The following is a 26056-nucleotide window of genomic DNA, read 5'->3' as shown; positions in this document are numbered from 1 at the left end:
GAGTTATTTGGAGACCTTGCCCATACGTCCCGCGATGGGGGTGGTGAACAGGGGTTTGGACAGGAACCAGGCAGCGGCGATGACGACCAGGGAGACCAGGAAGATGACCAGGCCCCACCAGTCCGCGGCGTCCCTCGAGGTGAACATGTGGTTCAGGTTCCGCAGGGCGCCGGTGAAGAACACCAGGAACACGTGCACGATCGTGAACGCGACGAAGTAGAGCATCACCGGAAAGTGCACGGCCCGGGCCCACTCGACCGGGTAGATCTTGTTCAGCCGCGCGGCGTTCGCTGGCCACCAGGTGGAGAACCGGATCCCGGAGAGGATCGCCAGCGGGGCAGCGATGAACACGGTCAGGAAGTAGGACATCACCTGCAGGGCGTTGTAATGCACCCAACCGTGCTCGGTCGGCCAGTCCAGCGAGGCGTACTGGATGGCCCCGGAGACCATGTTCGGGAAGATGTCCCAACTGGTGGGCACGATCCGCAGCCAGTGGCCGGTGGCGAACAGCAAGACGATGAAGATGATGCCGTTGGCTACCCAGAGCACGTCCAGGGACTGGTGGAGCCACTGGGTCAGCGAGACCTTCTTCGGGGTATTGGACTTCGGGGAGAAGAACGAGCCCTTCTTCGCCGTCCAGTAGCCCGGGGGCTTGCGCTCGGTGCGCACCTGGAGGCCGGTGCGGATGATCAGCACGATGAAGAACATGTTCAGGAAGTGCTGCCATCCCATCCACCACGGCATGCCCACCGGCGTGGTGTCCGGTTGCGAGGCGTGCCCATCGTAGGTGGCGATGAACTGCTGGACGCCCTCCAGGGTCCGGAGCCCGCGGGCCCCCAGCACGACCAGGAGTGCGACGATGACGAGCCCGCCGATGATCGCCGCGGGTTTGACCCATGCGGGACGTTCCCGCGATGTCGCGCCCGTCGAGGACTTCGAGTTCTTTGCGGCTGCCTGCGGTCCGGCGGCCGCCGGCGCGGACTGTGCTGCCGGTCGCGTGGTCGGTGCGGAATGCTGCGCGCCGGCCGGTGACGTCAAGGCTTCAGCCGGCTCTGCTGCCGCCGGAACGCTGGTCTCGGAAGCTGGTGGGGTGGGCGCGTTCCCGCCGGCGTCAGTGGTGGGTGTTCCGGTCGTCGGGGCACCACCCATGCGCTTCCTGGGACCAGCCGTTGTGGCCGCTTCCGGCGTGTGCGACGCAGTTTCCTGGTTTGGGGCCGGGGCTTCTTCGACGCCGGTCGTCGATACCGGAGCGATCCGCTGGGTGGCAGAGCCAGTGCCCATGCGCCGCTTGGGCGCCGCTGGGGGTTGGTTCTCGGGTACCGCCGCTTCTGGTATCTGGTTCTCCGGCGTGGAGACCGGTGCCGTGGACGCTGCTTTCTGGGGTGTGGCCGCCGAGGTGGGGGCACCGCCCATGCGCCGCTTCGTCGGCGCGCCCGCGGTTGCCGCGTCGGTGGTTGCCGCGCCGGTGTCGGTTCCCGGTCGGGCGGTCGCATCGGAACCAGTGGCCGCCTCAATCCGGCCGGCTGGCGGCGTGTTGGCGGTGGAATCCTGGCCCTTGTCCTGAGTGCTGGCTCCTCCGGTTGCCGGCAGTGCTGCCGGGGCTCCGGCCATTCGGCGCTTACGCGCCGGAGCGGCAGAAGACGGCGGGACCTGGGGCACGGCGCCCGGCCCCGGGACCGGTCCATCTTCTGGGGCAGCCGATGCCGGGGACACGCCGTGGCTCGCGGGCGGGTTGTGGCTCTGCGGGTCCGAGGGTACAGCGGACGTTGTATCCGCTGCCGGGGGCTGGGGCTGCCCGGGCCCGGTCGCGGCGGGGCCGGCTGCTGCGGCGTCAGGCAGGGAGGCTTCGGCTTGGGGGGAAGCGCTTTCGGCTGGCGGTTCTCCCACTGGGTGGCCGGTGGCCAGCGGCGTGTAGCCGGCCATGCGGCGTCGAGCCGGGGTGCGGTCCGGATCCAGTTCGCTGGTCATGGTGGGTGTCGGTCCTTCGGTCTTGTCGTCGGGATGGGAGCGGCCGGCAGGGCTCAGTTACGGCGGTTGTTGATTTCCTCGATGAGCTGCGGGACCACGGTGAACACGTCACCGACCACGCCGAAGTCCGCGACCTCGAAGATGGGGGCGTCCTCGTCCTTGTTGATCGCCACGATCGTCTTGGAGGTCTGCATCCCGGCACGGTGCTGGATGGCCCCGGAGATCCCCAATGCCACGTACAGCTGCGGGGTTACCGTCACACCGGTCTGGCCGACTTGGTAGGACTGCGGCACATAGCCGGCATCCACGGCTGCGCGCGAGGCACCTACCGCGGCACCGAGAACGTCTGCAAGGTCATTGACCACGGAGAAGGCCTCCTTCGACCCAACACCGCGGCCTCCGGAGACCACGGTTTTCGCCCCGCGCAGGGCCGGACGATCGGTGGCGGCAGGGGCCTCGCTGGCCCCGGTGATGACCGCCCCCTTGGCGGTCTTCGTCGCCACGGCGGCGGTGGTCGCCTCCGGGGAGGCCACGGCCTCGGCGCGGGCCTCGATCGAGCCGGGGCGCACGGTGGCGATCATCAAGCCGCCCTCGACGGTGGATTCGGTGGTGAAGTCCCCACCGAAGACGGCATGGGAGGCGATGACCTCCTGGCCCTCCGCGTCGTATTCGATGCCCACTACATCGGCGGCCACCGAACCTCCGGCCACGATCGCCAGCCGGCCGGCCACGGCCTTCGAGTCGTTCGTGGCCGAGACCAGCACCACGGGCGCCGAATACACCTGGACGGCATCGGCCAACGCACCGACCTGGGCGGAGCCCAACTCGGTGGCGACGTTCCCGGCCTCGGCCAGGTACACCTGGGCCGCGCCCAGGGCACCGAGTTCGGCGGAGAGGTTTTCGCCCTGGCCGGGGGTGGTAACTGCCACGGCCACGGGGGTGCCGATTCCGGCTGCCGCGCCCAGCAGGCCGGCAGCCGTGGACTTCGGCGCACCGGCAGCGGTGGTTTCGATCAGGACCAGAATGTTTCCGGCATTTGCTGTGTTCGACATGGTGGATGATTCCTTCAGGTCTACAGGTCGGGTGACGTCGTTCGGGGGGTGCGGGACCGTGGGGGTCCTGCGGGAGGGCCGGTTCAGACCAGCCGGTTGGATACCAGGAACTCGGCCAGCTGCGCCGCGGCCGTTCCGTCGTCGGCGATCTTCGGCCCGGCCTGCTTCGGCGGGCGTGCCGCAGCCGAGACCATCACCGAACGGACCGGGGCCGCATCCGGGCCGGCCTGGATGCCCAGGTCGGCCAACGACCAGGACTCCAACGGCTTCTTCTTCGCGGCCATGATCCCCTTGAAGTTCGGGAACCTGGGCTCGGCCGTCTTCTCCGTCACGGAGACCACGGCCGGGAAGGCGGAGGAAACCTCCAAGTTGCCGCCATCAACGGGCGCCGAGCCCGAGACGGCATCCGCGTCGATCCGGATCGAGTCCAGTCCCGGCAACACCGGCCAGCCCAGGATCTCCGCGACCATCGCCGGGACCATTCCGCCCCGGCCATCGGTGGCCTCGTTGCCCGCCAACACCAGGTCGCACCCGGTCCTGCCCACCGCCGCAGCCAACACGCGGGCGGTCTGCACCATGTCCGAACCGGCCAGGCCGTCATCGGAGACCAGGACGGCCGAATCCGCGCCCATGGACAACAGCTTGCGCAGCGACTTGCTCGCACCCTCCGGGCCCATGGCGACCACCACGATCTCGGTGTCCTTATCCGCGTCCTTGACCTGCAGGGCATTTTCCAGGGCACGTTCGTTGATCTCGTCCGGCACCGGCTCCGACGCGGCCCGGTCCAAAATTCCGGACTCCAGATCGATCTTCCGATCCGACCAGGTATCAGGTACCTGCTTCGCCAACACGACAATCTTCATGGAGCCTTCTCCTCGTCAATGGGTCGATAAGTAATCTACAAACCAAGATACTAGGACGCCCTACCAAATACTAGATCTTACGATCATTTCGGCGTATTTTGTTATATTGGTAAGACCATAACTTATTCAGCGCTAACCACGGATACCGTATGACCGGAAGCCGAAGTTCGCGATGAGCCCATTACAGGAGGCCACCATGGTCGACGTCCGCATCTCCCCCACCACGGAACAAGTTCTGCAGATCCCAGCGCATTGGACCGATGAAGTCCGACCGGACTGGATCGACATGAACGGACACATGAATATCCGCCACTACGTGGACATGGGTGGGTTTTCCACGGATGAGGTGTGCCAGTCCATCGGGATCGATGACACCTACCGCACCAAGCGGCGAATGGGCGTCTTCACCGCCGAGCAGCACCTGACCTATCTACACGAGATGCAACTGGGCACCCCCATCACCGCGCACGTCCGCGTTCTGGAACGAAGCGGCAAGGTCGGACACATGATGTCGCTCATCATGGACCGCGACAAGGAAAGGCTGGCATGCATTTACGAGACCGTGCTCATTCACGTGGGGATGGACAGCCGTCGTCCCATCGATTTCCCTAAGGACATCGCCGACGGGTTCGACAGATTCATCGCCAGGGAAGCGACACTCGACTGGCCCGCTCCGACCTGCGGAATCCTGGGCATACGGCGTCGTTAGCCCCCTGCTCCGCCTGTGCCCTTCGCGGGAAGTGGCGTCGCCACTTGGCTGGGGCCGAAGTCCGCCCACGATGCAGAGACGTGGCCGCCACCTCGATCGTTGGGTCGGCGGCCACTGGCGCCAAGCACCTTGTCCACGTGGATGGCCCTGGCGGCCAACGACAATCCGGCAGTCCCCATGGCTTCGGCCGCCCGGCGAGGGTCCAACGGCGGAGCGCGGTACCACCATGCACGTTCCCCAGTGGAATGTCCCGGGTGGGGGTTGCCTCGACCTCGAACAAGGTGGTCTCCTCGTCCCGGCAGTCGAGCGAGTCCCCGAAGGCACTCAAATCCGCGGCTCATCGGAGTGTCCCGGCCGCGACTTCCTGGTCATCGGCGGATCGGGTTGCCCGTCACTGGAGCGCCTCCGGAGTCGATCTGATGAGTGGGAAGTTCACGACATATGCAATTTCCACTGCTGGGCTGGCCCATCCCTCTCAGCCGGAGACAGCGCTGCTTCCGTATCTGGTCAATCCTGTCGGCGGCCGGTGCCGTCCCGCCGGTCCGCGCCACGGCGATACCGCCAGACCTTGATGTGTTGGGACTTGTTTCAGCGCTCCGGAGAACGAAACGTCAGCAACGCCCAAGCCGACGCCTTGCCGTCGCAGCGCGATGCCGTGACCTCCGCGCTGGCGAAAGTCCGTCCCCGGTGGAGCTGCTTGACGCTAAAATGAATGTCGCCAGATGCTGGGCGCAGGTAACTCACCCGAATTGACGCCGTCGACATCCCATCAGGACGCGCGCCCCCATCCACAGCTGCCCGCTCAAAAGCCGGCACGAGTACTCCACCGTGGATGACACCGAGAGGGTTCACGGTGTCGACCCTCTCGGGAAGCACCCGCCGATCCCTGTCCCCGGACAGTCCCAGCAACTCGCCTATGGACCCGGCCCGGGAGTCCAGGGACGGCGCTCGGCGTTGGTCGATGATGGCTTGCGGCACTCCCTCTATGTAGCGTCCCCAGAAGGTCGCCGTAGCGACCACCGTTCCATCGTCATCGACCACATGGCCGGTTGAGCCGCCGCCCCCGGCGTCACTTGTCAGCGCCCGGCCACTGGCGGTCAATCGACCTTCCGGAGCCGGTGTGGCAAAGAAATCGAATGCCAGCTCCGTTGTCACGGCCCACATGTCCTTCGGCCGATGCGCAAGGACCGCCAAGGCGAGGACGTTGTCGACCAACACCCCCATGGCCCCCATCGCGAAGCGACCGTCCGCTTCCCGCGCCCATGGCCCCAAGGCCATGGATCCGAAAGCACCTTCTGGTGAAATTCCCGACGATGACAAGCCAAAAAGCTCCTCGGGCGGCCCGTGTGGTATCGCAACCTTGAGCTCGATCGTGGACTCCACTCCTTCGCTCATCCTTCGACCTTCCCGACCATGGCGTGCCATCCCGAAACCAGCATGCCGGGCTTACTCTCCGCCGACCGTGGCAAGTGGCGTCGAGTTTACGATGTCGGTGCTCGCAACCAGGTCCAGCGCATCGGCCAATCGCTCATTCCAGGCACCGGGGGAACCGAACAGTCCGGAGTTCAGCTTGGCCCGCTTGTAGTACAGGTGCAGATCGTGTTCCCACGTGTATCCGATCGCCCCGTGCATGGTGAGCGCGGAGTCCGCGGCACGCGGCCCTTCCTGGGTCACCTGCGCCTTGGTGGCTGCGGCGTGCAGGGCCGCGTCCGGTTGATCAGAGTCCACAGAGGCAGCCGTGTAGTACACGGCTGAGCGGCCCGCCTCCACGCCAACCATCATCGTTGCTGCGGCGTGTTTGACCGCTTGGAACGAGCCGATGGGTACTCCAAACTGTTGACGTTGCTTGGAGTACCCCACGGACAGGTCCAGCATGGTCTGGGTGGCACCGACGGTATCCGCGGCAACCAGAACGGCCGCGCGACGGGAAATGGCATCCAGCACGGTGACTACGTCAACGTTCAGACGCTCCGAGGCCGCGCCCGCCAGGGTGACGTCGGCCAGGGAACGGGAGCGGTCCAGCAGGGAACGCGTCGCCCTGGTGACCCCAGGCTGGTCCGCTTCCACGAGGTGTAGTTCGATACCGAACTCTCCGTTCACGGGCACCACGAAACGGGTGGCAGTGTCGCCCGCCAGGACCATGGGAACAGCCCCCTGGAGCCCTCCGGGGCCAGCCGCCACCGTGGTGTCGCCATCGGGAATCCGGTTTGCGGGGACCAGGAGAACGGTGGGGCGGCCCCCGAGCGATTCCTCCACGATTTCCGGCTGACCGGCGAGCGCCGGCAGGGCCAGGACTGTCGCCAGCCAGTCCCCGGAGGGGGCGTCGACGCGAGCGAGATTCTCGGCGGTGAGGGCCAGTTCAACCAGCCCTCCGCCTTGGCCGCCTTCCTCTTCCGGGGTCCCGACACCGGCCCAGTCGCGAACGAACGGCACGGTGAATCCCGAGGCGTCACCGGATTCGAACCATCCCCTCAGCCGCTCCGAGTCCACCGCGCCTGCCAGCCAGTCCTGCAGGGCCTCCGCATAGGCTTCCTGTTCTTCAGAGAACTTCCATTCCACGGTGCTGTCCCCGATCTATTTCTTCGGCATTTTCAGGATGCGTTCGGCCACGATGTTGCGCTGGATATAGGTGGAGCCGCCCGCGATGGCGGTGCCCCGGGCCTGGTTGGCGAGACGGAGCCAGTGCCGCTCGTTTCCGGCCACCTCGTCTTCGAGCCCGAATTGGTCGTCCAACGGCTCAAGCGATAAGCCGAAGTCGGCCAGGTCCTCCACCAGAGGGCAGAAGTACAGCTTGCCGATGGAAGTGACTTCCCCCGGGGGTTCGCCACCGGCGGCTCCGGATATCACCCGTTGGCTGATGGCCTGATGCAGGTGAACCCGTCCCCATAGGTCGGCGAGGGAGCGTCTCACGTGCGGATCGGCGCCCAGGGGACGGCCGTCCGCATCCGCGCGGGATCGGACGTCGTCCACGAGGTTCCGCATTTCCTTCACGGTGTTCACGCGGCCGGTGGCGATGGCCACGCGTTCGAAGGACAGGGTGCCCATGGTCACCTTCCATCCCCCGTCCACGTCGCCGACGACTGCCGAGTCCGGCAGGAAGACGTCGTCCAGAAACACTTCGTTGAACTCGGCCTCGCCCAACATGTGCTCCAACGGACGGACGGTGACGCCCTCGGCGTCCATCGGCAGCAGGAAGTAGGTGATCCCCTTGTGCCGCTCGCCGCCCCCTGTCCTGGCCAGCAGGATGGCGTGGGCGGCCAGCTGGGCACGGGAGGTCCAGATCTTCTGGCCGGTGATCCTCCAACCGCCGTCGACTTTGACGGCCTTGGTGCGCAGCGAGGCCAGATCGGACCCGGAGTCGGGCTCGGAGAACAGCTGGCACCAGATGTCTTCGCCGGTCAGGATCCGGCGCAGGTACTTTTCCTTCTGCTCCGGCGTGCCGAAGTGGGCGATAGTTGGTCCTGCGAAGTCTTCTCCGATGGTGTTGAGACGCTCCGGGGCACCCATATGGGCGGACTCCTCGGAAAAGATGGACGCCATGCGCTCATCCAGGCCTTGACCGCCGTACTCGCGGGGCCACGTCAGGCCGGCATAGCCGACGCGGAAAAGTTCCGTCTGGTACTTGCGCCAAAACGGCAGCTTGTCCTCGAGCTCTGGCGGCTCGGGCCAGTCAAGCGTGGGAAGAACACCAGCTAGCCAGGACCGCGCTTCGGCGCGGAACTGCGCCTCTTCCGGCTTCTCGGAGAAATCCATCCTCGTCCCTTCATCGTTCTTTCGCTACACTGGACTTTAGGTCAGACCATTTGATTTGGCTAGTCTTGGATGAAGCAGCATGTCTCGCAGGTCACATTCCCCATCAAAGAGAGGACGGACCATGGACGGCACCACCCTGGTCGGAACGGTCGTGGACGAAGTCGCCTTCGACGTGGAGCGAGGCAAAATCGCCGAGTTTGCCCACGCCACCGGCGTTGACGATCCCATACACACGGATCGCCGGGAGGCGCAGCGGCGCCAACTGCCAGATGTTGCCGCCACGGCTACCCACGTGGTCGTGGCCGGTCATCACCGCAGCCAGTCCGCCATGCTGGACACGCTCGGCCTCGAACTCGCCCGCGTGGTCGTCGGAAAAACGGGATGGGAGTACATCCGGCCGCTCGTCGCCGGCGACAGCCTGACCGGTCAGCGCGTGGTGACCGGAGATGAGGCCAAGACCAGCAGCAACGGCTCACCCCTACGGATCATCACCCTCCATACCGACTACCGGGACCGCGGCGGCAACGTCGTCGTCCGCCAACAGGAAACGATCATCGAAAGGGGCCGAAAATGACCACACCCAGCCCAGGAAGCTTCGGCCCCGTCACGCAAACGGACATCGTCCGCTTCGCCGGTGCTGGCGGGGACTTCAACCCGCTGCACCATGACGCGTCCTTTGCCCAGGCAGCGGGTTTCGACGCCCCCATAGCCATGGGCCAGTTCACCGCGGCGCTCTTGGCCGGCTGGTTGACGGACTGGTGCGGCGTGGAGAACCTCCACGCCTTTGAGGTGCAGTTCAAGGCCCCGGTGAAGATCGGCGACGTCGTCGGCTTCTCGGCCGTCGAAGCCGCCCCTGGCTCCGATCCGGCCCAGCCGTCCCACCCGCGGCAGTCGTTGGACCTGACCGCGGCCGTGGAGGGGAACACCGTCGTGGTGGGTCGTGCAGTGATCACGCCCCCCGCTGCCAACTCAACTTCCGGCGATGATGCGGGGGCAGGCACGGCCGACACCGGGCACGGCGACCGGCAGCTGATGTGGACTCCCTCTACCGCCCGCGTGGAAGGCTCCCGGATGCTGGACTTCCAACGCTGGGCCGCCGACCATCGGGGCGCGACCGCAAGGGACTATGCGTCCCTGCACCAGTGGTCCGTCACGGACCTGGAAGGATTCTGGGGCGCGGTGTGGGAGTACTTCGGGGTGGAGGCCTCCGTCCAGCCGGACCTGTCACGGCCTGGCGCCGTTCTGGCGAACGACACGATGCCGGGCGCGTCCTGGTTCCCGGGGGTGAAGCTGAACTACGCCGAGAACATGCTCCGGCACGCTGCCGATCGCCCCGACGAGATCGCGATCGTCGGTGAGCACGAGCAGCTGGCCGCCACCGCGTTGACGTGGGGCGAGCTCGAGGCCCAGGTGGCTGCCCTGGCCGCAGAGCTGCGCCGGCTCGGCGTCGAACCCGGGGACACCGTGGCGGCCGTCCTGCCGCACATTCCGCAGGCCGTCGTCGCACTGCTGGCCACGGCCTCCGTGGGAGCGGTCTGGTCCGTGGTCAATACCGACTTCGGCAGCACCGGCGTCGCAGACCGATTCGCCCAAATCGAGCCGAAGATCCTCTTGACCGTGGACGGCTACGAATTCGGCGGCAAGCTGCGTGACATGACGGGTAGCATCCCAGAGCTGCTCGGCGTATTGCCCACCGTGCAGCACGTCATCGTCGCCGACCAGTTCCCCGACGGAACCTGCGGACCTCTTCCCGAACAGGCCACGCGTTTTTCCGAGATCATGCTCCATTCCGCGGAGCCCAGCTACGAGCAGGTCAGCTTCGACCATCCACTATGGGTTCTGTATTCCTCCGGGACGACCGGCAAGCCCAAGGGCATTGTCCACTCGCATGGCGGGGTGCTCCTGGAGGCCCTCAAGGCCAATGGCCTTCACTACGACCTCGGACCTGAGACCCGAGCATATTTCGCCGTGTCGACCACCTGGGTGGTCTGGAACATGGTCGTGGACACCATGTCCGCGGGCGGCTCGATCATCACCTACGACGGTTCCCCCCTGCACGACGGCGCCGGTCGGCATTTTGAGTTGATCTCCCGCCACCGGGCCACTTTCTTCGGCACCGGCGCTGCGGTGCTGACCATGATCGAAAAGGCCGGAATCGTCCCCAACGCCCGTTATGACCTCACCGCCCTGACCGCGATGATGGTCACCGGCTCCCCGCTGCCAGACCCCACCTGGGACTGGGTCTACCGGGCCGTTGGCAACGATCTGCGCGTGGGTTCCGACTCCGGCGGCACCGACGTGGCCACCGCGTTCATCGGCTCCAATCCACTGGACCCGGTCTTCCGCGGGGAGCTCATGGGGGCTTGTCTGGGCGTGGCCGCCGAGTCGTGGGACCAGCACGGAAATCGTGTCCACAACGAGGTCGGCGAGTTCGTGGTGACCCGCCCCATGCCATCGATGCCGATCCGGTTCTGGAACGATCCCGATGGCACCCGCTATTTCGATGCCTACTTCGGCACCTACCCAGGCGTCTGGCGGCACGGCGACTGGGTCACCGAGCTTGATGGCGGTGAGTTCATCATTCACGGCCGCTCCGACTCCACCATCAACCGCGGCGGCATCCGCATGGGCTCGGCCGACATCACCCACGCCGTCGACCAGGTCCAGGGCGTGTCGGCATCCATGGTCATCGGCGCCGAACTCGCCGGCGGCGACTACTACATGCCCCTCTTCGTGGTCCCCACGCCGGGACGAACCGTTGACCAGGCACTCAAGGATGCCATCGTCGCGGCGGTTCGAACGCAGGTATCCCCCCGCTACGTCCCCGACGAGATCATCGAGGCTCCTGCGGTCCCGAAGACCCGCACCGGCAAGCTCATGGAGGTCCCGATCAAGAAACTCTTCCAGGGAGCCGGACCGGAGACACTCAACCGCGGAACCGCGGAGGACGCCACGGTGTTGGACTGGTATGCCGCGCAGGCGGAGGCGTTCCGGCAGGGACGGTAACCAAACGGGCGAAACGGCACTCTTTCATTGCCCCTCTTGATAACGATCGTTCACACGCATAGAGTATGCAAATGGTAAGGCCAAATAATCTTGTGGCTTGATCGACAGAACACCCAATGAACAATGCAAGGAGAATCATGCCGTCCATCGATAACTTCACCGACGTCACCTACGAGGTGGACAACGGTCTCGCATGGATCACCATCAACCGCCCGGATCGGTACAACGCGTTCCGGGCCCGGACCGTCGACGAGCTGGTGATGGCCTTCAAATCGGCGTGGAACGATCCGGCCGTGGGCGTAGTAGCCCTGACCGGCGCAGGAGACAAAGCCTTCTCTGCTGGCGGCGACCAGAAGCAGCGGATGGAGACCGGAGACTACGGCCCGTCGGACTCTGGCCTATTCGAGATCGATTCGCTGCACCACGCCATCCGGGACACCCCGAAGCCAGTCATCGCCGCAGTCAACGGCGTTGCCATCGGAGGCGGACACGTACTGCACATGCTGTGCGACCTGACCATCGCAGCCGACCACGCGATCTTCGGGCAGAACGGCCCACGCGTCGGCTCCTTCGACGCAGGCTTCGGCACCGGACTGATGGCCCGCGCCATCGGCGAGAAGCGTGCCCGCGAAATCTGGTTCCTGTGCCGCCGGTACACGGCCGCGCAGGCCGTCGAATGGGGCCTGGCGAACAAAGCCGTCCCCGCCGACCAGCTCAAGAGCGAGGTCCGGGCCTGGGCCGACGAGATCATGAACCTCTCCCCCACGTCTTTGAAGGTGCTCAAGCAGGCCTTCAATGCCGATACCGAGCACTTCGGCGGGCTGACCCAGATGGCGAACACCACGCTGTCGTTGTTCGGGGAAACGAACGAGGCGAAAGAGGGCATCACGGCCTTCAATGAGAAGCGGGCGGCCGACTTCCGGGCCCACCAGGCCTGACGAGACCCCATCTGATCACCAGGCCCGAACCTAAGGAAGAACCCCGTGCAGCTCAATGAAGAACAGCAAGACCTGGCCAGAGCGGTCCGCGACTACTGTGCGCAGAATACTGCCACTGTCGCCCAGCGTGACGCCCTCACCGAAGGCAACACGCAGACCACCTCGCGTCAGGTCCTGGCCGACATGTCCGAATTTGGCTGGCTCGGGATTTCCCTGCCGGAAGAATACGGCGGACAGGGCGGGACATTCCTGGACGAGGTGGTGTTCCTGGAGGCTTCATCCCGCGGTCTCGGCCTCACGCACGCGTACTCGACGGGGCTCACTGCCGCGCAAACCTACCTGAAGTGGGGGACGGACGAGCAGAAGACGACTATCTGCACCAACTTGGCAGCGGGAAAGCTCGAGGCGATCTCGCTCTCGGAGCCGAACACTGGTTCGGATCTGGCAGGGGTCCAGTGCAAGGGTGTGCGCGACGGGGACGAATACGTCGTCAACGGCCAGAAGACCTGGTGCACCGCGGCGCACCTGGCCGAGAACATCCTCCTTTTGGTGCGCGAGGACACCACCGGTACCAGGCACGAGGGTCTGACCCTGCTGATGGTACCGGCCAACAGCCCCGGCTTGGACATGGTGGCCATCGAGACGATGGAACCACACACCGTGAACGAGCTGTTCTTCAAGGACGTACGGGTACCGGTTTCCGCAGTCGTCGGCGAAGCCGGCCAGGGGTGGAAGCAGCTGATGCGCGGGTTGAGTGTAGAGCGGCTGATCATTGCTGCCATGAGCCTGGGAGCGGCTCAACGCTCCTTGGACGACACGGTCGCCTATGTCAAGGCACGCGACGCCTTCGGCACCAAGCTGGCCAGCTTCCAGGCCTTGCGCCACCGCATCGCGGACTTGGCCACCGACATTTCCATGGCCCGTTCTTTTGTGTACGACGCCGCCGCGAAAGTGGACTCCGGGCTCGAGGATTCGCTGGCAAGCGAATCTGCGATGGCCAAGTCACGTTGCACGGAGATTGCCCAGAAGGCCGCACTCGAAGGAATCCAGATGCACGGCGGCAACGGTTTCACGAGGGAGTACGGGATGGAAGCGCAGCTCCGCGCAGCCATCGCCCCTCCGATCTACGGCGGGGCCAACGAAGTGCAGCGGGACATCATCGCCAAGGCGCTGCTGGGCAAGCCCTGACACGATAGCCGGCCGCCAAGACGCCGCCCGAGTAACCTCTCGCCCACCCTCCCTTGACCCTACGGAGAGATTGAACATGACCGAACACCCGTCACCCTTCCGGGCAGATATCCTGACTGGCCAGCGGATCCTCATCACCGGTGGAGGCACCGGTCTCGGACGCGGCGTGGCCAAGCACCTGGCCGCGCACGGCGCCCAGGTCCACCTCTGGGGGCGCCGCGAGGCGATCCTGCAGGAAGCCGCAGAGGAAGCCTCCGCCCAGTGTCCGGGCAGCGTCCACTACCAGGCCGTCGATGTAAAGGACTATGACGCCGTCGACGCCGCGATGGAAGTTCTGTGGGCAGAGCACGGCCCATTGACCGGCGTCATCAACAATGCGGCAGCCAACTTCATCGCACAGACCAAGGACCTCAGCCCCCGGGGCTTTGACACCGTATCCTCAACCGTGATGAAGGGCTCCTACCATGTCACGCACGCCGCCGGTAAGCGGTGGATCGACCAGGGCCTGAAGGGCAATGTGCTGTCCACCCTCACGACCTGGGTATGGACGGGATCCGCCTTCGTGGTGCCCTCCGCCATGGGCAAGGCGGCCGTGAACGCCATGACCATGTCCCTCGGCGTGGAATGGGCCAAATACGGGATCCGCATCAATGCGATCGCGCCCGGCCCCATTCCCACCGAGTACGCCTGGGAGATGCTGAACCCCACGGAGAACTCCTCCGCCGGCGCCACCCAGTATGACACCGTCCCCGCGGGGCGGCCCGGAACCATCGAAGAACTCGCGAACCTCACGATCTTCCTGCTGACGAATGCCTGCGACTACATCACGGGGCAGACCATTGCCATGGACGGCGGGCAGATGCTTGCCGGTCCCGGTACCTTCGCAGGCTTGTCCTCCATGACAGACGAGGACTGGGCCGAGGCCCGCGAGAAGTCCAAGGCGGCTACCGAAGCCTCGAGGGCCCAGCGGAGCGTGTAACCACCGACCCTGCGCGGCACCCAACTTCATCGAAATCTCGTTCCCCACCACGCCAGGAGCATCCATGCCCTCCCCCACTGTTCGCACGTACGAAGATTCTGCCGTTGTCATTGCCGGCGGCTCATCTGGCGTCGGCTTGGCCTCAGCACAAAAGTTCGTAGAAGCCGGCGTCACCCGCCTGACGCTGTTGTCCCGTTCGCCGGAGCGGGGCAAGGCCGCCCGAGACCAGGTTCGAGCCCTGAACCCCAAGGCCACCATCGAGTTCATCCCAGTGGATCTTGCCTACCCGGACCAGGTCACCGCGGCCATCGAGTCAGCCCACCAGCAGCTGGGGGCCATCGACGTCCTGGTCAGTTCCGTAGCGGCGTCCTACCGCCCGGAGCTGTTGCACACGATAGATCCACAGGACTTCGGCGGGATCATCAACAAGCAGGCGCTGCCCCCGATGTATCTCACCCGCGCGGTCTTGCCGATCATGCAGGGTCAGGGCGGGGGCAGCATCATCAACATCGCCTCGGACGCGGCCAAGGTTCCGACCCCCGGGGAATCCGTCCTCGGCGCGGCCATGGCCGCGATCGTCATGTTCAGCCGCACTGCCGCCATGGAGGCCAAGCGCAACGGCATCCGGATCAATGCCGTGACACCGTCCCTCATCGCCGGGACGCCCACGGCGGAACGCGTTCTCAGCGACGGCTTCAGCAAGTCGCTCTTCGAGAAGGCCGCGCGCATGGCCCACCTCGGCGTTGCTGAGGCGGAGGACCTCGCCGATCTCGTGCTCTTCCTCGGGGGGCCAGCTTCGGCACGGCTCACCGGCCAGGCCATCAGCGTCAACGGCGGCATCTCCGCCGGTTGATCACCCTTGTCCATATGTCTGTAGCGCCTCACCCAAACGAAAGGCGGGGTCTCCATGGCCTCCATCTCCAACCGTTACACCCAGCTCATCGGTATTGAGCACCCCATCGTCCAGGAGGGCCTCGGTCCATTCCGCACCCCGAAGCTCGCCGCTGCGGTGTCCAACGCGGGTGGGCTGGGCACGGTATCCATGCCGGGCATGCCGGTGGACATTGATGCCGGTGCCCGCACCTTCCGCGAGCACATCGAGGAAGCAGCGAGCCTCACGGATCGCCCCTTTGCCGTGAACATCCCGGTCGGCGTGGACCACAACGGCGAGGTGTTGCCCTTTACCGACACCTACATCAAGACCGTGCTCGCTGCCCGGGAAGCGGACGAAACTCTGGCTCGCCAGCTGCGGGTGATGACCACTTCGGCCGGGTTCCCCGGCCCCTACATCCAGGCGATCAAGGACGCCGGCATGATCCACCAGCACAAGGTCGGGTCCACGCGCCAGGCAGTAAAGTCCGAAGAGGCGGGGATCGATGTCGTCATCGCCGCGGGTTTTGAAATGGGCGGACATGCCCCCAGCAAGGCCGTCCACACCTTCGTCCTGATACCGAGCGTCACCGAATCCGTGGATGTGCCGGTCCTGCTCACCGGTGGGGCCAGGGACGGACGGGGGCTGGCCGCGGCGCTGGCCATGGGCGCCGATGGGGTGGCGATGGGTAGCCGATTCATCGCCAGCCACGAAAACTCCGACTGGCATCCGAACTACATCCAGGCGTTGCTGGACGCCGTCGAAGGCGACGACGTCGCTTTCGACGGCGTCTATGGACCGTGTCGCGGACTACGAAACAACGCCTCGAAGCAACTGCTGGCCGGCGGCGGCCTGGGGCCGGACGGCTCTGCCGAAAAGCTCAGCGAGGTGGAGCTCATGCGCTGGAAGATCGAGTCGATGCAGTTGTCACAGACCGACGGTGACGTGGAAAACGGACTGGTTTTGGCTGGGCAGGTCTCCTCTGCCCTCCACGAACTCATCCACATCGCAGAGTTTGTCCCCGCGATGGCCGAAGAAGCCGCCGGAATCCTCCGTGGTCTTGCGTCCAGGCTCGATGCATCGGTGATGCCGAACTGAACCGACAACCCGACGATCCGGGCATTTCAGCTTCCGTCCAGAAACAACAGATAAGGATCCACGCATGGACTTCGGGTTAACGGAAACACAACAGGAACTCCGGGACGCCGTACGTGCCTTCGCCCGCGAAAAATTGGCTCCCGGATACCTCGAGAGAGCCCGGTCGGACCGCTTCGACTGGGACGTGCACCGTCAGGTCGCCGACCTCGGCGTCTTTGGGCTGCTCGCGGGCGAGGAACACAACCCATTGCCCCAGGAGGACTTCGTCGCCGTTGGGCTCGTGGTCGAGGAACTGGCCTATGCGGACTTCAACATCGCCAACGCTGCCATCCCGGTCATGCTCATGAGTTCCTTGTTGGCCCAACACGGCAGTCCACGGGTCCGGGACGAGTACCTGTCCCGGCTCGTGGACGGCAGCGTTTACGTGGCCTTGGGACTCACGGAACCCGAATGCGGTTCCGATGTCAGCGCCATCACCACCACTGCAACGGCCACCGGAGACGGCGGCTACGTCATCAGCGGCGAGAAGACCTCGGTGACCATGCTTCCCGAAGCCGAGGCGATCATCCTTGTCGCCCGGACGATTCGGGACGGCCAGGACGTGGGTGCCTCTGCCTTCCTGGTGCCGCTGGATGGCGCGGGAATCTCCAAGGCCCCCATAGAAGATCCCGGATGGAAGCCGCTGGTCCGCGGGGTCCTCCACCTGGACCGGGTGTCCATACCCGCCGATGCCCTCCTGGGCCAGGAGGGCGCGGCCTTCCGGCAGGTTCTCAATGGCTTCGACTTCACCCGCCCGCTCCTGGCTTTGACGGGCATCGGCTGTGCGCAGGTCTCCATCGACGAAACCGTGGCATACGTCAGCCAGCGCACCACTTTCGGCTCCCCGCTGGCCAAGTACGAGGGCGTCTCCTTTCCCCTGGCCGAACACGCCACCCACCTGCAAGCGGCACGGCTGCTGTGCTACTCGACACTCTGGCACCGCACCGCCAACCAGCGGCATACGGCACTGGCCGCCATGACGAAGTGGTATGGGCCGCTGCATGCCGGACAGGCCATCCGCGAGTGCCTTTTGCTGCACGGCAATTTCGGCTACAGCAGTGAGTTTCCATTCGAACAACGGTTGCGCGATGTGCTCGCCGTCGAAATCGCGGACGGCACAGCGCAGATCCAGAAGATCATCATCGCCCGGGAACTCTTCGGCCGTCAGTTCGTGCCCTACGGCAAGTGACTCGTTCCCGACGGCGAGCGCGCGCCTCGGGAGGGCTTGTCCCACCCCGCGGTCACCGCCCGCAGAGCCGCCACCAGCGCCGCAGGTTGGTCCAGCATCGGTGCGTGGCCTGCGCCCGGCAGGTCCAGGAAGATCCCGCCGGCAGCCTCAATCAGCCCGCGCGCCGACGGCGGCACCATGCCGAGTTCGCCCCGCAGGTATGCCAACCGGCCGCCAGGGGTCGGCAGTGTCGTGCGCATCCGGGTCGTGCCGTTGAAGATGCGGGCGTCGAACTTCCAACTCCAACCGCCCTCGGCTCGGAGCACCGAGTCGCGGGCCACGTGATCGTGCACCTCGGGTACCGATGCCTGTGCAGGGATGGGCCTGAAGCGCTGCACAGCAATTTCTTCTGACGGGTAGAGCCTGTGTCGGGCGACGAAGCCGCCCGCTTCGAGCAGCTCTTGGGCGTCGGGTCCCCCCACGGGCGAGTCCACCACGATGGCACGGTTGACCCCGGATCCTGCCTGCTCGCGTAGATAGAGGGTGATCAGGCCGCCCAGGCTGTGGCCGACGAGGGTGCACTCTGGATCCAGACCGGCAACACGCCGGACTTCCAGGACCTCGGCCCCCCATTGGTCCATGTCGTAGTGGTCTCGGTGATCGCTGTCGCCGTGGCCCGACAGGTCGAGGGCCACGACCCTGCCACCCCCTGCCAGCAGCGGGGCGATGTGGTCCCACCATCCCGAATGGGCACCGCCGCCGTGCACCAGGAGCACGCCCCGTCCCTGGCCGCTCCCCCATACTCGGAAAGCGATGCGCGAACCGCCAACAGTGACTGAGTCCCGCTGGGGCCTCATCTCCAGCGCGGACGATATCCACCCCGTTGTCGTGGTCTCCATCCGCTTCCTTATCTCGTCCTGAACGGCCTGTTTCGACCCGGTCATCGTCATCGGTGTTCCTTTTTTCGGGAGCCACTTCGTCGGTCTGTCCTGCACCATCATGCCGTGAAGAACAGCATCCAAACATTCTACATCTCTAGAAACTGAGTCCCCTTCATTGACAAATGTTAGCCGTGGGCGGATCGTATATGGAAGATGCAACGAAAACCCGCAGTCAATGGTGGAGAGATACGTAATGGATACATTGGACCCCACGGCTTTTGAGGCTCTGGAGCGCGCCGCACAGAACCCTGTTGCCTACGCACAGCAGTGGAAGGACCGCACCGGCCGCAAGGTTATCGGCTCCTTCCCCATGAATTTTCCCTCCGAACTGGTCCACGCCACCGGCGCCCTGCCCGTGATCGTGCAGGAGAGTCGCACCACGATCACCGAGGGCCGCAGCCTGTTGCCGGAGTTCTACTGCAGCTACACCCGCAGCGTGGCCGATCAGGCCGCCGTCGGGGAGCTGGACGTCTTCGATGCCTTCGTTCTGGTGGACCACTGCGTCCAGCTGCTCGGTGCTGCCGATGTCATCCGGTGGGCGAAGCCCGAGACGCCCATGCACTTCGCCCAGTTCATCAGCTCCATGGACGACCCCTGGAGCCGGGGGCAGGTGGAGGACAAGATCGGTGCCATGCGACGCGAGGTCGAGGAGATCACCGGGGTCACCATCACCCCAGAAGCCCTCACCGCCAGCATCCGGGCCTTTAACGAGAACCGCCGCCTGCTCAGGGAGTTCTTCGAGCTGCGCCGCACCGGCCGGTTGCACATCCCCGCGAGCCGGCTCCAGGCCCTGGTGAAGTCCAGCATGGTGATGGACATAGAGGAGCACACCGGTCTGTTGCGGCAGTTGCTGGACCACCTGGATCCCCAGTCCCCGGCCCCCGACCATCTGGTTCGGCTGCACTTATCCGGCCATTTCTGCGCCCCTCCCCGCCCCGAACTGCTCGACCTGCTCGAGGAATGCGACGTCGTCGTGGTCAACGACGACCTCTACCACGGCTCCCGGTACATCTCGACCGATGTCCCGGACGGCGTAGACCCCTTCTCCGCCTTGGCGGGCTGGTACCTGGAGCGCAACATCTCCGCTCCCTGCGGGACGCGCGTCCAACGCAACGTGGACTGGCAGGCCTACCTGATCGACAATCTGGACGAGACCGGCGCAGAGGGTGTCATCACCCTCATGGCCAAGTTCTGCGAGCCCCTCATGCTCTACTACCCCGAACTGCGCAAGGCCCTCAACACCCGCGAGATCCCCGAACTACTCATCGAAACCGAACACGAGGGACTGGCGGCCGAGTCGCTGCGGACCACCGTGGAGACATTCGTGGAGCGCATCCGCCGCCAGCGGGCCCGCCAGCTCACTCCGGCCTGAACCGACGACACCCCACCTGACGAAACTGGAGCCATCCGATGTCACTGGACCTCAGTAACAGCAACAAGCAGTCCCTCGATCTTTCCCCGACCCGCCTGTGGACCCCCGATCGTCCCGACAAGTCGAACCGCCTGTCCAGCACCAAGATGGGCGGCAAGATGGTCGCCGAGTACTGGGAGAACATCTTCAGCGCCCGCGAACGGGGCAAGACCGTGGTCTGGTACAACGGCACCGCCCTTAACCCGATCTTCCAGGCCGCCGGCTTGGAGTGGTGCCACGGCGAGGCGTTCTCCGCCCGGCTGGCCGCGATGCACATGGAGGAGCCGGCGCAGCAGGCCGGTGCCGAGTACGGATACATCGGCGAACTTTGTTCTTATGCCCGCACCCACCTGGGCTGTGCGGTGATGACCCAGAAGGGCATCACCGAAAAGCAGAACGGCATCGTCGGGATGGTCGACCAGGAAGAGCTCGCGGCCAAGCTCCCCTCCCCTGACTTCTTCGTCAATGCGTATGCCGGTTGCAGCACGGGCCAGCAGTGGGACGCCATGACCTACCGGGTCTTCGGCAAGGAGCTCCCCATGTTCAACGTGTCGCTGCCGATGATCTGGGGCAACAAGAAGGACTCCGGCTACCTGCGCGGCGAGGAATGGGAGACGACGCCGCTCTATGTCGAGGATCAGCTCAAGGAGTTGATAAGCTTCATCGAACACCAGACAAAGCGTCCTTTCGACTGGGACGCGCTGTCCGAGAACATGTACTACATCAAGAAGGCCTCGGAGTTGCGGCTGGAGGCGATGGCACTGTGCGCCAAGGCCCCCACCCCGGCAACGTATTGGGACTGGGTCGCGAGCATCGCCCCGATCAATTTCCTCCCGGCGAACCAAATGCTGGTGGATTACTTCCAGGGCGTCAAGGACGAGATCGAGCAGCGCATCCGGGACAACGTCTCCGCGGTGGAGAACGAGCGGTACCGTGTCTACTTTGACGGCATCATGAACTGGAACAAGCTGGGCTTCCTGACCCGCAAGTTCGCCGAGTACGACGTCGCCGTGGTGGCGGGCCGCTACACCCACGATTCGTTCTGGCAGGAGCCGGACCTCATCGATGTGAACAGGCCCCTTTTGGGTATGGCCCAGCACTACCTGATCTGTCCCATCAACCACGGACTCAAGATCATGGAGGAGTTGTTGCTCAAGCGCTGCGACGAGTACGCCATCGACGGCATCGCCTTCCACTCCACCCGGACCTGCCGGGCGATGACCAATCCCCAGCACATCCTGGCCCGGACCGCCGAACGTGATCGCGGGATCAAATCCTTCTTCTTCGAGGGTGACGTGGCCGACGCGTCGTTCTACAAGGATGAGACCCTGGAGAGCGGCTTGGTGGCCATGCTGGAATCGATCGACCAACAGCGCGCGAAGGCCCAGGTCGGCTAGCTTCGGCGCATGCCGTGAACAAGAGGGGACGAGGAAAAGCAATGCAGTGGTACACGATGGGTGTCGATCTGGGATCGACGACAGCCAAGGCCGCGATCGTGGACAGCGACGGCAGGATGGTCTCATCCGCGGTGGTGCAGATGGGCGCGGTCAGCCGCCAGGCGGTCGGTGTGGCCATCGACCAGGTCCTCCAGGATGCAGGACTGCAGTCATCGGACATTGCCCGGACCATCAGCACCGGCTACGGCCGGCGGCTGGTGCCGTCCGCGGACAAGACCTTCACCGAGATCACCTGCCACGCCCGGGGCGCCGCCGCCTTGTCACCAGGGGTCCGCCTGGTGATCGACATCGGCGGCCAGGACAGCAAGGCCATCGCCGTGGACGAGGAAGGGCTGGTCGACCGGTTCGCGCTCAACGACCGGTGCGCCAGCGGCACCGGACGGTTCTTCGACGTGCTGTGCCGTGCCCTGGAGGTTGACCTTCGCCAGGTCGTGGACCTGGCCCTCGATGGAAGCGAGAACCTCGAGGTGAGCAGCATGTGCGCCACATTCGCCGAAACCGAGGTGATCTCCCTGCTGGCGCAGGGCGCCGAGCCGGCGGACATCTCCGCATCCGTGCATCGCTCCGTCGCGGCGCGGACGCTGGGACTGGTTGCCCAGGTCGGTAAGGCGTTCCCTGCGGTCATGACCGGCGGGGTCGCCAAGAACCAGGCCTTGGTACGGTTCCTCTCGGATTCCCTCGGCCAGCCTCTCGTCGTCCTGGACGACCCGCAAATCGCAGGTGCCCTCGGGGCCGCGCTGATCGCGCGGGACGAACACCGGGGGAACCTCAGCCTCGAGGTCGCCGACGTCGACGCCGACCGCCAGCTGGTCGCCCAACGTACGGCCGGGCCAAGCGATTGCACCGGCTGTGACGGCAACCCTGACCACAACCATTCGTCACATCGGGGCAATGGACCGGTCCCGGTCATCCTCAGCATGGACCACCTGGCCGTTCCCGGGCCCGGGGGAAGGTGAGATGACGGCGCCGGCCCTTCCGGCCGGCGCCGCGCTTACTTCGCCACGGCGGCACCGGTAGAGTAGAAAACCATGACGCGCGCTACCAGAACCGGGACGATCTCCGAGCCCACGCCACCCCGGCAACCGCAAGCCGGATTGACCCAAGGCAGTGCGCGATCCGTGCTGATGACGATCCTGGGTGAGCTGGTGTGGCCGACGGATGAGGCGGCGCGGACTTCTGCACTGCTGTATGTGATGAGCGGCCTCGGCTTCGAGGAGGCCACCGCCCGCCAGGCGATCATCCGGGCAGCCGATTCGGGATGGATCGAGGGGCACAAACACGGCCGAGAGGTCAGCTGGTCCCTCACCCCCTACCTGCGCAAGGTCTTCGACGAGGGCTCCAATCGAGTGCTTGCGCTGAGCGACCCGTTCCCCGACTGGGACGCTCGGTGGCTGGTCCTTTTCATCACCGTCCCGCAGTCGCAGCGGTCGCAACGCAAGCGGCTGTACAGCGACCTGACCTGGGCAGGTTTCGGCAATCCCTCCCCCGGCGTCTGGCTGAGCCCACACGGTGAGCGCCGCGGACAAGTGAACGAAGTGGTGGAGCGGTTGGGCCTGGCCGAATCGACGATGTCCTTCTACGGCCCCGTGGATGGTGTCGGGCTGTCGGAGGACGAGATCGTGGCCGCCGGTTGGGATCTGGCGTCCCTGGCCGAGGACTACGCACGGGTTTATGACGAATTCCGCGATCCGAGCCCGAGCAGCGACGACGACCTGCTCTTCACGGAGATCCGTGCCATGGGACAGCTTCAGCGGTTCCCGTTCACCGACCCACAGTTGCCGGAAGCCCTTCTCCCTGAATGGATCGGCCGCTCGGTGGTGTCCCATATCAAGTCCCTACGGAATGAGTGGGCCGGAACCGTCAGCCGACGCTGGGCTTCCATCAACGGCGGAAAGTGCTGACGGCACTCGGATATCCGTCCGTAAAAGTCGGCTGCTCCTTGGCGAGGAAGGACATGATCCCCTCGGCAGAATCGGCCGCCGCAGCACAAGTGTGGATCGCCTCCGCCTCGGCCTGGAGGTGCTCCAGATAACCGTTCGTTGACGATGCCGCCAGGAGCCGCTTGGCCTGGCTGAAGGCCGTCGCCGAGCGCCGCGAGAACCGCCGCGCCGCCGCCCAAGCGGCGTCCACGAGCTCGACGTCGGGGACGACGGCGTTGACGATTCCCCACTCCAGCGCGGTGGCCGCGTCAATCGGAAGGTTGTCGAGGATCATCGCCTGGGCCCGGCGCAGCCCGACGTACCGGGGCAGGTGCCAGGACGCGCCGCCGTCGCCGGAGAGGCCGATATCGGCGAAGCCGCCGGCCATCCGGGTGCTCTCGGCCGCGATGACGTAATCGGCGCACCATACCGGGCCCAGCCCGCCGCCGGCCGTACCGCCCTGGACGGCCGTGACCACCGGGATGTCCAGGGCGGACAGTCGTCCCAGCACCTCGTGCCAGTGGTCCACCATCCAGCACAGGATCTCCTCATGGCGGTCCGTGTTGGCCGCGAAATGCTTGAGGTCTCCACCAACGCAAAACGAGGGGCCTTGGGCAGTGATCAAGAGTGTCCGAACAGATGAGTCGGCCGCGACCCGGTCAATGGTCGCCCCGAACTCCTCCACAAAGGTCGGGTCCATGGCGTTACGCGCCACGGGCCGACTCAGTTCCAGATGGGCGATTCCGTTCGCGATGGCGAGGGTGACTCGGTCACCGATCACGAGACCACCGATTCCGCGCCTTGCTTGGCAGGACGCGCGGGGGCCACGACGGCTTCTAGCTGGCCGGACTTGATCTGCTCCAGTAGGGCAAACTTCTGGATCTTGCCGGACGGGGTCTGGGGGTATGCCTCGGTGAAATACCAGCGGCTGGGGGTCTTATGGGCCGAGATGCGGGCCCGGCACCATTCCTTCAGCACGGCGGGGTCGGGCCGGGTGCAGCCGTCCTTGAGCCGGACGACGGCCGCCACTTCCTCACCCCACTTTTCGCTGGCCACCCCGAGCACCACCAGATCGGCAAAGTCCGGATGGCCGGCTAGCACTTCCTCGATTTCACGGGGATAGAGGTTCACGCCGCCGCGAATGACCATGTCCTTGAGGCGGCCGGTGACCTTGACGAAACCTCGTTCGTCCATGATGCCGAGGTCCCCCATGTGGAGCCAGCCGTCCGCATCGATGGTGGCCGCGGTCTGGTCCGGCAGCTGGTCATAGCCGAGCATGTTCTGGTAGCCGCGCGCGCAGATTTCGCCCTGCGCGCCCACGGGCACGATCTCGTCCGTATCGATGTCGACGATCTTCATTTCCAGTTCAGGCAGCGGCTGCCCGACCGTTCGTGACTGGTCTTCTGGCGAATCAGTGACCCTGGTTTGATTTGTCACGCCGTGCATCTCGGTCTGCCCGAACAGGATGCTGAACTGGCACCCCCAGCGGTCGATGACCCGTTTGACCAAGGCCTCGGACACAGGCGCCGCCCCGGACATGATGGTCTGTGTGCTGGACATGTCCCTCGTGGCGGCGTCCGGATGCTCGAGAACGGCCAACAGCATGGTGGGGACCATCAGCGAATGCGTGCCGTGGTAGGTCTCGAAGAGCTCGAGCGTGAGGGCCGGGTCGAAGGCCGGCATCACCACGTAGGTTCCCTTCGCGGCGATCGTCTGCAGTTCCGTGACTGCACCGCCGCCGATGTGGTACATGGGCATGGCGTTGATGCACACGCCGTCCGATCCCATAGCAGCCCGCTCCCCGACGAAGGAGGCCTCGTTCACGATCCCCTTGTGGTGGAGGATCGCGCCCTTGGGGAAGCCGGTGGTACCCGAGGTGTACTGCACCTGCACCGGGTCGGTCGGGTGGACTTCCGGCAATTCGATGTCGGGGTCGGCTGAGTCCAGGAACTCTTGCCAGTTGTCAGGGGTGACCAGCGTCTTCACGTCGGTGGCGGTGGCGATCGCGTTCTGAACCACCGGTTCGAGGTTCGCGCCCCGATAGGAAGGGACGTAGAAGAGGCCCACCGCGCCCGAGTGGCGCAGCACGAACTCCAGCTCATGGGTCTTGTAGGCGGGATTGGCCGCCACGATGATCATCCCCGCCATGGCGATCGACTGCTGCAGGATCACCCAATTCGCACTGTTGGGGGCCCAGACGGCGATCCTGTCCCCAGGGGAGAAATGGGCGAGCAGGGCGCGGGCCCCCTGCTCGACGTCGGCGAGGAACTCGGCATAGGTCCAGTGGCGCCGGTTCTCGGGATTCTTGGCGCCATAGACCAGGGCCAGTTTGTCCGGGAATTCTTCCGCGGCCTCACGCAGCAGCCCCGGCAACGTAATGTCACGGACGCCATCACTCTTCTCGGCCGGCCAATAGGACTGAGTCAGCAGGGGGCACATCAGATACTCCTTCATGGCGCTTCAGTTATCACGCCGGAATGGTCCAGGAACATCGCTCCCGGGGAGTCGCTCAAACACTCGACATCGGCAGCGATGAGCACAACGGTAATGTAAAAGGTCAGGCCTTTCAAGGGTTATTTGTGATTGGCCTCACAACTTTTTGGACTCGGAAAAACAAGGGAAACCCGCCATCCCATAACCACTCAACCAGATCTTATGTGGTAAGACCATTGAGTTTGTGCTAATGGACTGCTTGA

General features: G+C 65.2%; 22 protein-coding genes. 13 read left to right on the top strand and 9 right to left on the bottom strand.

Annotated elements, in window-relative coordinates; translation table 11 throughout:
• Positions 1–3: 3 nt before the first annotated feature.
• The 3 genes from ABD088_RS14490 to ABD088_RS14480 form a co-directional block, all read right to left on the bottom strand.
• Positions 4–1968, bottom strand: a complete 1965-nt coding sequence (locus ABD088_RS14490; protein WP_343902670.1) for a cytochrome b/b6 domain-containing protein — start codon at positions 1966–1968, stop codon at positions 4–6.
• A 53-nt stretch (positions 1969–2021) separates the two neighbouring features.
• The gene (locus ABD088_RS14485; protein WP_343902669.1) at positions 2022–3020 is read right to left on the bottom strand and encodes an electron transfer flavoprotein subunit alpha/FixB family protein; all 999 of its coding nucleotides are present in this window, start codon (positions 3018–3020) and stop codon (positions 2022–2024) included.
• A gap of 83 nt (positions 3021–3103) precedes the next feature.
• The gene (locus ABD088_RS14480) at positions 3104–3883 is read right to left on the bottom strand and encodes an electron transfer flavoprotein subunit beta/FixA family protein (RefSeq protein WP_343902668.1); all 780 of its coding nucleotides are present in this window, start codon (positions 3881–3883) and stop codon (positions 3104–3106) included.
• Positions 3884–4079: 196 nt separating this feature from the next.
• Here ABD088_RS14480 and ABD088_RS14475 point away from each other — a divergent pair, with 196 nt between their 5' ends.
• A complete protein-coding gene (locus ABD088_RS14475; protein ID WP_343902667.1) occupies positions 4080–4592 on the top strand; it encodes a thioesterase family protein in 513 nt (170 codons plus the stop codon).
• A gap of 588 nt (positions 4593–5180) precedes the next feature.
• On the opposite strand, the gene ABD088_RS14470 is transcribed toward ABD088_RS14475, so the two are convergent.
• The 3 genes from ABD088_RS14470 to ABD088_RS14460 are packed head-to-tail and all read right to left on the bottom strand — an operon-like array spanning position 5181 to position 8345.
• A complete protein-coding gene (locus ABD088_RS14470) occupies positions 5181–5987 on the bottom strand; it encodes a PaaI family thioesterase (RefSeq protein ID WP_343902666.1) in 807 nt (268 codons plus the stop codon).
• Positions 5988–6038: 51 nt separating this feature from the next.
• Positions 6039–7151, bottom strand: coding sequence for an acyl-CoA dehydrogenase family protein (locus tag ABD088_RS14465; RefSeq protein ID WP_343902665.1), 1113 nt, complete (start codon positions 7149–7151; stop codon positions 6039–6041).
• Between the two features lie 15 nt (positions 7152–7166).
• Entirely contained in the window at positions 7167–8345 is a 1179-nt protein-coding gene (locus ABD088_RS14460; RefSeq protein ID WP_343902664.1) for an acyl-CoA dehydrogenase family protein, read from the bottom strand.
• Between the two features lie 121 nt (positions 8346–8466).
• On the opposite strand from ABD088_RS14460, the gene ABD088_RS14455 reads away from it, so the two are divergent.
• From ABD088_RS14455 to ABD088_RS14420, 8 genes are all read left to right on the top strand, one after another.
• Entirely contained in the window at positions 8467–8919 is a 453-nt protein-coding gene (locus ABD088_RS14455; protein WP_343902663.1) for an FAS1-like dehydratase domain-containing protein, read from the top strand.
• A complete protein-coding gene (locus ABD088_RS14450; RefSeq protein ID WP_343902662.1) occupies positions 8916–11351 on the top strand; it encodes an acetoacetate--CoA ligase in 2436 nt (811 codons plus the stop codon). The genes ABD088_RS14455 and ABD088_RS14450 overlap by 4 nt, the downstream gene beginning before the upstream one ends.
• Positions 11352–11488: 137 nt before the next feature.
• Positions 11489–12289: an enoyl-CoA hydratase-related protein gene (locus ABD088_RS14445; RefSeq protein WP_343902661.1), complete on the top strand. Its 801-nt coding sequence runs from the start codon at positions 11489–11491 to the stop codon at positions 12287–12289.
• 45 nt (positions 12290–12334) lie between these two features.
• Positions 12335–13477 (top strand): acyl-CoA dehydrogenase family protein, encoded by a 1143-nt coding sequence (locus tag ABD088_RS14440; protein ID WP_343902660.1) that lies wholly within the window; start codon positions 12335–12337, stop codon positions 13475–13477.
• A 76-nt stretch (positions 13478–13553) separates the two neighbouring features.
• Complete coding sequence (locus ABD088_RS14435) at positions 13554–14456, top strand: SDR family oxidoreductase (protein WP_343902659.1); 903 nt, start codon at positions 13554–13556, stop codon at positions 14454–14456.
• 64 nt (positions 14457–14520) lie between these two features.
• Positions 14521–15309, top strand: coding sequence for an SDR family NAD(P)-dependent oxidoreductase (locus tag ABD088_RS14430; protein ID WP_343902658.1), 789 nt, complete (start codon positions 14521–14523; stop codon positions 15307–15309).
• Positions 15310–15363: 54 nt separating this feature from the next.
• Complete coding sequence (locus ABD088_RS14425; protein ID WP_343902657.1) at positions 15364–16425, top strand: NAD(P)H-dependent flavin oxidoreductase; 1062 nt, start codon at positions 15364–15366, stop codon at positions 16423–16425.
• A 64-nt stretch (positions 16426–16489) separates the two neighbouring features.
• Positions 16490–17653 (top strand): acyl-CoA dehydrogenase family protein, encoded by a 1164-nt coding sequence (locus ABD088_RS14420; RefSeq protein ID WP_343902656.1) that lies wholly within the window; start codon positions 16490–16492, stop codon positions 17651–17653.
• Here ABD088_RS14420 and ABD088_RS14415 read toward each other — a convergent pair.
• A complete protein-coding gene (locus ABD088_RS14415; RefSeq protein WP_343902655.1) occupies positions 17641–18408 on the bottom strand; it encodes an alpha/beta fold hydrolase in 768 nt (255 codons plus the stop codon). The two genes, ABD088_RS14420 and ABD088_RS14415, sit on opposite strands and share 13 nt — an antisense overlap.
• Positions 18409–18766: 358 nt before the next feature.
• On the opposite strand from ABD088_RS14415, the gene ABD088_RS14410 reads away from it, so the two are divergent.
• The 4 genes from ABD088_RS14410 to ABD088_RS14395 all read left to right on the top strand — a co-directional run bounded on the left by ABD088_RS14410 (position 18767) and on the right by ABD088_RS14395 (position 23342).
• Positions 18767–19945, top strand: coding sequence for a 2-hydroxyacyl-CoA dehydratase subunit D (locus ABD088_RS14410; protein ID WP_343902654.1), 1179 nt, complete (start codon positions 18767–18769; stop codon positions 19943–19945).
• A gap of 38 nt (positions 19946–19983) precedes the next feature.
• The gene (locus ABD088_RS14405; RefSeq protein ID WP_343902653.1) at positions 19984–21381 is read left to right on the top strand and encodes a 2-hydroxyacyl-CoA dehydratase subunit D; all 1398 of its coding nucleotides are present in this window, start codon (positions 19984–19986) and stop codon (positions 21379–21381) included.
• Positions 21382–21422: 41 nt separating this feature from the next.
• Positions 21423–22397, top strand: coding sequence for an acyl-CoA dehydratase activase (locus ABD088_RS14400; RefSeq protein WP_343902652.1), 975 nt, complete (start codon positions 21423–21425; stop codon positions 22395–22397).
• Between the two features lie 72 nt (positions 22398–22469).
• Positions 22470–23342: a PaaX family transcriptional regulator gene (locus tag ABD088_RS14395; protein ID WP_343902651.1), complete on the top strand. Its 873-nt coding sequence runs from the start codon at positions 22470–22472 to the stop codon at positions 23340–23342.
• Here the strand turns inward: ABD088_RS14395 and ABD088_RS14390 are convergent.
• Complete coding sequence (locus tag ABD088_RS14390) at positions 23323–24141, bottom strand: enoyl-CoA hydratase/isomerase family protein (RefSeq protein ID WP_343902650.1); 819 nt, start codon at positions 24139–24141, stop codon at positions 23323–23325. The genes ABD088_RS14395 and ABD088_RS14390 overlap by 20 nt on opposite strands.
• Positions 24138–25799, bottom strand: coding sequence for an AMP-binding protein (locus tag ABD088_RS14385; RefSeq protein WP_343902649.1), 1662 nt, complete (start codon positions 25797–25799; stop codon positions 24138–24140). The genes ABD088_RS14390 and ABD088_RS14385 overlap by 4 nt, the downstream gene beginning before the upstream one ends.
• Positions 25800–26056 lie beyond the last annotated feature (257 nt).

Origin of the sequence: Arthrobacter rhombi (assembly GCF_039526245.1) — a bacterium.
Taxonomy (GTDB): Bacteria; Actinomycetota; Actinomycetes; order Actinomycetales; family Micrococcaceae; genus Arthrobacter_H; species Arthrobacter_H rhombi.
This window is presented reverse-complemented; position numbering and strand designations above follow the sequence as displayed.

What these genes read in the sequence shown, in the direction of transcription:
- ABD088_RS14405 (WP_343902653.1), top strand. Translation starts at nt 19,984, where the DNA reads ATGTCACTGGACCTCAGTAACAGCAACAAGCAGTCCCTCGATCTTTCC.
- ABD088_RS14445 (WP_343902661.1), top strand. Translation starts at nt 11,489, where the DNA reads ATGCCGTCCATCGATAACTTCACCGACGTCACCTACGAGGTGGACAAC.
- ABD088_RS14480 (WP_343902668.1), bottom strand. Translation starts at nt 3,883, where the DNA reads ATGAAGATTGTCGTGTTGGCGAAGCAGGTACCTGATACCTGGTCGGAT.
- ABD088_RS14385 (WP_343902649.1), bottom strand. Translation starts at nt 25,799, where the DNA reads ATGTGCCCCCTGCTGACTCAGTCCTATTGGCCGGCCGAGAAGAGTGAT.
- ABD088_RS14455 (WP_343902663.1), top strand. Translation starts at nt 8,467, where the DNA reads ATGGACGGCACCACCCTGGTCGGAACGGTCGTGGACGAAGTCGCCTTC.
- ABD088_RS14420 (WP_343902656.1), top strand. Translation starts at nt 16,490, where the DNA reads ATGGACTTCGGGTTAACGGAAACACAACAGGAACTCCGGGACGCCGTA.
- ABD088_RS14410 (WP_343902654.1), top strand. Translation starts at nt 18,767, where the DNA reads ATGGATACATTGGACCCCACGGCTTTTGAGGCTCTGGAGCGCGCCGCA.
- ABD088_RS14475 (WP_343902667.1), top strand. Translation starts at nt 4,080, where the DNA reads ATGGTCGACGTCCGCATCTCCCCCACCACGGAACAAGTTCTGCAGATC.
- ABD088_RS14450 (WP_343902662.1), top strand. Translation starts at nt 8,916, where the DNA reads ATGACCACACCCAGCCCAGGAAGCTTCGGCCCCGTCACGCAAACGGAC.
- ABD088_RS14400 (WP_343902652.1), top strand. Translation starts at nt 21,423, where the DNA reads ATGCAGTGGTACACGATGGGTGTCGATCTGGGATCGACGACAGCCAAG.
- ABD088_RS14470 (WP_343902666.1), bottom strand. Translation starts at nt 5,987, where the DNA reads ATGAGCGAAGGAGTGGAGTCCACGATCGAGCTCAAGGTTGCGATACCA.
- ABD088_RS14395 (WP_343902651.1), top strand. Translation starts at nt 22,470, where the DNA reads ATGACGCGCGCTACCAGAACCGGGACGATCTCCGAGCCCACGCCACCC.
- ABD088_RS14485 (WP_343902669.1), bottom strand. Translation starts at nt 3,020, where the DNA reads ATGTCGAACACAGCAAATGCCGGAAACATTCTGGTCCTGATCGAAACC.
- ABD088_RS14430 (WP_343902658.1), top strand. Translation starts at nt 14,521, where the DNA reads ATGCCCTCCCCCACTGTTCGCACGTACGAAGATTCTGCCGTTGTCATT.
- ABD088_RS14425 (WP_343902657.1), top strand. Translation starts at nt 15,364, where the DNA reads ATGGCCTCCATCTCCAACCGTTACACCCAGCTCATCGGTATTGAGCAC.
- ABD088_RS14435 (WP_343902659.1), top strand. Translation starts at nt 13,554, where the DNA reads ATGACCGAACACCCGTCACCCTTCCGGGCAGATATCCTGACTGGCCAG.
- ABD088_RS14460 (WP_343902664.1), bottom strand. Translation starts at nt 8,345, where the DNA reads ATGGATTTCTCCGAGAAGCCGGAAGAGGCGCAGTTCCGCGCCGAAGCG.
- ABD088_RS14490 (WP_343902670.1), bottom strand. Translation starts at nt 1,968, where the DNA reads ATGACCAGCGAACTGGATCCGGACCGCACCCCGGCTCGACGCCGCATG.